This is a genomic window from Rhodospirillaceae bacterium, assembly GCA_002728255.1.
Lineage (GTDB): Bacteria > Pseudomonadota > Alphaproteobacteria > UBA7887 > UBA7887.
The window spans coordinates 21001-27469 of record PBWV01000014.1; the positions used below are offsets into that span (position 1 = coordinate 21001).

A 6469-nucleotide genomic window follows, 5' to 3' on the forward strand; every position below is an offset into this window, starting at 1 on the left:
AAAAATGGTCGCGATTGCCCTTGGTTTGATCCCTGTCATTTGCCTCATCTTAATTGGGTGCGGACTAAAACAAACATTTCTTTCAATGCCAGTTTTTTGGAAGGGGCTAGAAAGTCTAGTGTACTTTCTACTTTTTCCAGCCTTAATAATTCATACCTTATCGAGCGCGCCCCTGCGGGGCTTGGACGTCATCCCTTTGGCCCTGAGCTTGTTACTTTCAACATTTATTATCAGTGGACTCCTATTGTTTTTGAAACCCTACCTAGGGTTCGGCAATCCAGCTTTTACCTCAATTTTTATGGGTTCAACACGTTTTAACACGTATATCGGCATAGCAGTAGCTGGCTCGCTTTATGGTGAAACGGGACTGGTAATAGCTGCCATAGTAATAGCTGTTTTAGTTCCACAAGTGAATATTCTCTCGATTCTCGTTTTGACTAAATTTTCTTCGGCCGAAAAATTTAAAAAATCTGGGTGGGAACAACTAATGCTTATGGCTAGCAACCCCCTCATTTTAGCCTCTGGGGCAGGTATTTTTCTAAGCCTGGGATACGGCTCCCTCCCTCTAGTGATCGATAATTTGATCTCAGATTTAGGTGCCGCCTCAATCCCGCTAGGCCTGATGGCCGTGGGCGCTGGACTAAAAAGCAAAGGGCTTCATAGCTCCAAAAAATTTCTCATGTGGACCTCTGTTTTTAAGCTTTTGTTAATGCCACTAATAATAATACTAACCTGTAACTTATTTGGCGTTGAGGCCACGCATACAAAAATTGCTGTTTTATTCGGATCCCTGCCGGCAGCCAGCACCGCCTATGTGCTCTCTAGGCAACTCGGGGGAGATGCTTCTTTAATGGCAGCAATCATAACTATAACCACAATAGCTTCAGTGCTTACTATGCCCATCTTTCTGCTATTTTGACCCACTCTATTCTGCTACTGGCCTTGCGCAAGGATGGTCTCTACTAGTATAGTCAGATTTTATGGACAAGCCGGCACCCAAAAACGATTTTGGTCACAGACATATCCTGGGGATTGCCGATCTTTCCGTCAGAGACATTGATTGTCTCCTTGACCTAGCTCAGTCTTACGTAGAACTCAATCGCCAAGCTGACAAGAAGCAAACAGACCTTAAAGGCTTAACCCTTATTAACCTATTTTTTGAAAACTCTACCCGCACCCGAACTTCCTTTGAGCTTGCAGGCAAACGCCTTGGCGCCGATGTTATTAATATGGCGGTATCCACGAGCTCCATCAAAAAGGGGGAAACCATGGTAGATACGGCCATGACCCTAAATGCCATGCGGCCCGATGTTCTAGTGGTTCGTCACCCGGATTCAGGCGCTGTTAAGTTACTCTCAGAGAAAGTGAATGGTGCTGTGATAAATGCTGGCGATGGAAGCAATGAGCACCCAACCCAGGCATTGCTTGATGCGCTTACTCTGCGTCGCCACCGGGGAGACTTACAAGGAATAAAAGTAGCTGTGTGCGGTGATGTGCTCCACAGCCGGGTGGCGAGATCAAATATCTACTTGCTTAACAAGATGGGTGCCCAGGTTTGTTTGGTGGCCCCCCCTACCCTTCTGCCAACGGATGTTGAGCGCCTTGGGGTAGAAGTTTTCCACGATATGCGAGAAGGGCTCGTAGACTGCGATATAGTGATGATGTTAAGACTGCAAATGGAGAGAATGAAAGGAACATTTGTACCCTCTACCAGGGAATATTTTCATTTTTTTGGGTTGGACGCCGAGAAATTATCTGTCGCAAAACCAAATGCAATAGTGATGCATCCAGGACCAATGAACCGCGGGGTAGAAATCGATAGCGTCTTAGCCGACGACCTTACTCATAGTGCTATTCTGGACCAAGTGGAGCTTGGGGTAGCCGTTAGGATGGCATGTTTGGATATATTAACCCAGCACATCAGAAACCGGCTTACGCAATGAGTGTAAGACAACCATCAGCCAAACATTCAGAAAGAATAGCGCTTATTAACGCCCGATTGCTTGACCCGTCGAGCAGATTAGATGAAATGGGGTCCTTACTAGTGGAAGGCCGTAAAATTGGCGATTTTGGGCCCAGGCTATTCAATGATGGATTGCCAGAGGATGCCGAGGTAGTGGATTGCAGGGGTAAATGCCTTTGCCCGGGTTTTATTGACATGCGGGCCCACCTCCGGGAACCAGGAGAAGAACATAAGGAAACACTGGCTACAGCAAGCGCAGCAGCCTCGGCTGGGGGCATTACTAGCGTTGTATGCATGCCCAACACAGACCCGGTAATAGACCAAATTGCCCTGATAGAGTTTATTGCTCGACGGGCCCGCGAAACCAGTATTGTAAAAATCTTTCCGGCAGCAGCCATTACCAAAAACTTGGATGGGATTGAGCTTACTGAAATCGGTATGCTCTCCGAAGCAGGTGCTGTTGGTTTTTCGGATGCCGACCGAGCAGTCTCAAATAGCTTGGTGATGAAAAGAGCTCTATCGTATGCAAAAACATTTGACGCCTTGATAATACAGCATCCAGAAGACCCCGCCCTTGCCCAAGGAGTTATGAATGATGGCGAACTGGCAACACGACTCGGCCTACAGGGAATTCCAAATGCTGCCGAAACTATTATAGTCGAAAGGGATATTAGATTAGTAGAGCTCACGGGCGCCAGATATCATGTTGGACATCTCTCAACTGGTGATGCAGCCAGCGCCGTTAAATCCGCCAAGAACCGTTCACTTCCCGTCACTGCTTCTGTCGCGGCCCACCACTTCTCACTCAACGAGAATGCGGTAGCTGATTACCGAACCTTTGCTAAGGTTTCCCCTCCACTACGATCCGAGACGGACCGAGCACTAATGGTAGATTATCTATCCGACGGCACCATAGATGTTATCGTTAGCGACCATGCGCCCCATGATCAAGACTCAAAACGGGTCCCTTTTAGCCAGGCTGCGGCTGGAATCGTCGGCCTGGAGACAATGTTTCCGCTCTCTATGGAATTGTACCACAATGGCAGACTTCCGCTCCTAGACTTACTTGCAAAAATAACTCTGAATCCAGCTATCCTCTCTGGTCTGGATGCCGGCGAGCTTAGGAAGGGGCGGCCGGCTGACCTAACCCTATTTGATCCAGATGCCCCGTGGACAATTAAAGTCTCCGAGTTAAAAAGCAAATCACAGAATTCACCCTACGGCGATAGACCCGTTCAGGGTCGAGTGTTGAAAACATGGGTAAACGGTAGAGTAGCCTTTCATTTGGATGTGGAGCACTAAAAAGTGCCTGACTTATTGTTTGGGAGCCTGAGTTATACTTGGCCCTTATATGCAATAGCTCTGTTAGCCTATTGTCTTGGTTCCATTCCCTTTGGGTTGCTCCTATCAAAACTTGCGGGGAAGACAGACCCCAGAACTGTTGGGTCTGGTAATATAGGAGCAACCAACGTCCTACGTGCGGGAAATAAACGCTTAGCTGCTGCGACTTTAGGGCTTGACCTAGGCAAAGGCTTTATAGCTACTTTTGCTGGCTCGCTATATGGACCGGATTGCTCTGCTGTTGCAGCGTTAGCCGTCGTCCTTGGGCACATGTTTCCAATTTGGCTCAAATTTAAGGGCGGCAAAGGAGTCGCCACTACCTTTGGTGTTATCTTTGTACTCTCCTGGCCGGTAGGCTTAGCCAGCGCGCTTATTTGGCTGCTAGTCTTCAGATTATCAGGGTTCTCATCGTTGAGCGCACTCATTGCACTCATATCGGCTCCGGGACTACTATTTATTCTATTACTATTCCAGCTAGGAGGAGGAACGTTTTCTGATTTACCTGGCACCGCCCAAAATGTTGAAACGTTCTCCATCTTGACTACTTTAATTGTTGCCAAGCACTTACCTAATATCCGACGTCTCCTAGGCCGGAGAGAAAGTAAGATCAACTTTCGGAGCTAGTCTCTGCTCTGTGTGCATGGTTTCACCGAAGACAAAACTTATGCTCGCGATCTTAAACCCGACTACAAATTCCTCCTTACTAGTTGACGAACTTACTGAACAATGCAAATAAACGCCGTCTGCGATACTTATCTAATGATTTCAGGCAGCCTCGCAGGCATTAAATTAGATACTTTAACGGAATATTTTATTGTTGATTTATAATGTTTTACGACACTATTCTGATAATATTGTTTATTTACCGTGAAAAATGAAAAACCTAGTCATAGTAGAGTCGCCAACTAAATCAAAGACGATCGAGAAATATTTAGGGCCCGAATTCACCGTTCTGGCAACGGTGGGCCATTTCCGTGATCTTGCCCACAAAGACGGCATAGACACGGCTAACGATTTTGCACTCACTTACGCCGTTCAAACCGGCAAGGAAAAGGTGCTTAGAGAAATAGTTAGCGCTTCCAAAAAATGTGAGAAGCTCCTGCTGGCTACCGATCCGGACCGTGAAGGGGAAGCCATTGCATGGCATTTGTACGAGTATTTAAAGGAAAAGAAAGCTATTCGGCAGGACCAAGTCGTCCAAAGGGTCGTTTTTCATGAAATTACCAAAGCAGCCGTCAATACTGCCTTTGATTCGCCCCGAGAAATCGACCGGAACCTTGTCGACGCTTATCAAGCGCGTCGAGCCCTAGACATGTTATTTGGTTTTGGCCTATCCGACGTTTTGCGGCGCAAACTTCCTGGTACGGAGTCAGGAGGTAGGGTTCAATCCCCATCTCTTCGCCTTGTGTGCGAACGGGAAGAGGAAATAGAGAATTTTGAGGCACAAGAATTTTGGAGTGTAGACACACTACTTAAAACCTCAGAAAACCAAACTGTAAAGGCTCGCCTAACCCACTTTGAGGGACAAAAGATTGGTAAATTTTCCTTGTCAAACAAAGAGTTAGCAAACACGGCAGCTCAGGCCGTTGAAAAGTGCCAGTACAACGTAACAGAGGTTACGGAACGGCAAATTCAGAAACGCCCTCCCCCTCCATTTCGCACCTCCACACTGCAACAAGCCGCCTCACGCGCCCTTAGCATGAGCGCAAAACAGTGCGCCAGTGTAGCTCAGGAACTTTTCCGGGAAGGTCTAATTACGTACATGCGAACGGATAGTGTTCACCTTTCGACCGACGCCATCCAGTCAATCCGTAAATTTATTAAACAATCAAAAACATTAGGTGGGAAATACCTCCCTTCTAAACCGAAGTATTACTCCAACAAGACAAAAAATGCCCAAGAAGCTCACGAGGCTATTCGACCCACTGATGTAGAACGGGCTCCAAAGGACCTACCTAACCGTTTGGCTAAGTCGGCTGTCCAACTATACGAACTTATTTGGAAACGAACCACTGCCTCCCAAATTGAAAACGGAGTGGATGATCAAGTTTCTATAGATTTTAGCTCAACCGACTCAAACATTATTTTGCATGCCTCTGGTTCTCGCATCGCCTTTGATGGATATAGAAAAATTTACATGGACGCCAAAAATGATGATGAAGAGGATCAAGAGGGGACACACGGAAATATCCCAAAAGTTGGGAAAGGCGAAACGGCCCAACCTATCTCGGTTCTTCCTGAACAACATTTTACTAAACCACCAGGGCGCTACAACGAAGCATCTCTAATTCAAAAATTAGAAGAACTGGGAATCGGACGTCCGTCAACCTATCCAAGTATTATCTCCGTCCTGCAAGATCGCAATTATGTAAACATAGACAATCGTCAATTGATACCGCAGGACAAGGGCCGCGGCGTTACCATAATGCTAGAAAGTAGGTTTCAAATATATGTTGATTACGATTTTACGGCTGATCTTGAAGATAAACTGGATCAAATAGCAAACGGAGACCTTGAGTACCGCTCTGTCCTTAGAGACTTCTATAGACCTTTTGAAGAAATGTGTTCAACAACCAAAGAGCTCACTAATACCGATGTACTAAATTTCATGAATGATACAGCCGGAGTGAGGTTTTTCCCACTAGATGATGGGGGACAGATTGCAAAATGTCCTAGGTGTAAAAACGGCGAGGTAAGTTTTAAATGGAATCGGCAAAGAGGACCATTTATCGGTTGCGTCAATTATCCTGAGTGTAAGTTCACCCTAGCCTTCTCCAAAAAAGAGAGAGATGGACTTGATGGGCCCAAAATCTTGGGAAACAACGACAGTGGAGAAATAATTACACTTATTCGGGGACCCTACGGGCCATACGTACAAGCTGGAGAAAAAAAACAAGGGGAGAAGGCTAGAACTATGGGCTTGCCTCGGTCTATCAATCCCCAGGACTGCGACCTTTCTTTGGCTCTGCAACTATTGAGCCTTCCACGCCTGGTAGGCACGCATCCAGAAACCGAGAAAGATATCACCGCGACTATAGGTCCACATGGACCGTATATACGGCATGGGGAGGGAAAATCGTCAGAAACACGCTCCCTACCTTCAGAGGAAGATGTATTCACTATCGGTATTAATCGTGCCGTAACTATTCTAGCCGAACCAAAGCA

At 46.5% G+C, this 6469-nt stretch carries 5 protein-coding genes; all 5 read left to right on the top strand.

Translation table 11 applies throughout. From position 1 onward, the window contains the following. Positions 1–4: 4 nt before the first annotated feature. On the top strand, positions 5–919 hold the full coding sequence (locus CMM32_03605; protein MBT05986.1) for a transporter: 915 nt from the start codon (positions 5–7) through the stop codon (positions 917–919). Positions 920–980: 61 nt separating this feature from the next. Then, positions 981–1943 carry an aspartate carbamoyltransferase catalytic subunit gene (gene pyrB, locus CMM32_03610; GenBank protein MBT05987.1) on the top strand — a complete coding sequence of 321 codons (963 nt, stop codon included), beginning with the start codon at positions 981–983 and terminating at the stop codon, positions 1941–1943. Continuing rightward, positions 1940–3265 (top strand): dihydroorotase, encoded by a 1326-nt coding sequence (locus tag CMM32_03615; GenBank protein ID MBT05988.1) that lies wholly within the window; start codon positions 1940–1942, stop codon positions 3263–3265. The genes pyrB and CMM32_03615 overlap by 4 nt, the downstream gene beginning before the upstream one ends. 3 nt (positions 3266–3268) lie before the next feature. Further along, positions 3269–3928, top strand: coding sequence for an acyl-phosphate glycerol 3-phosphate acyltransferase (plsY, locus tag CMM32_03620; protein MBT05989.1), 660 nt, complete (start codon positions 3269–3271; stop codon positions 3926–3928). Positions 3929–4265: 337 nt separating this feature from the next. Next, positions 4266–6469: DNA topoisomerase I (locus CMM32_03625; GenBank protein ID MBT05990.1), on the top strand; the 2204-nt coding region annotated here is incomplete at its 3' end.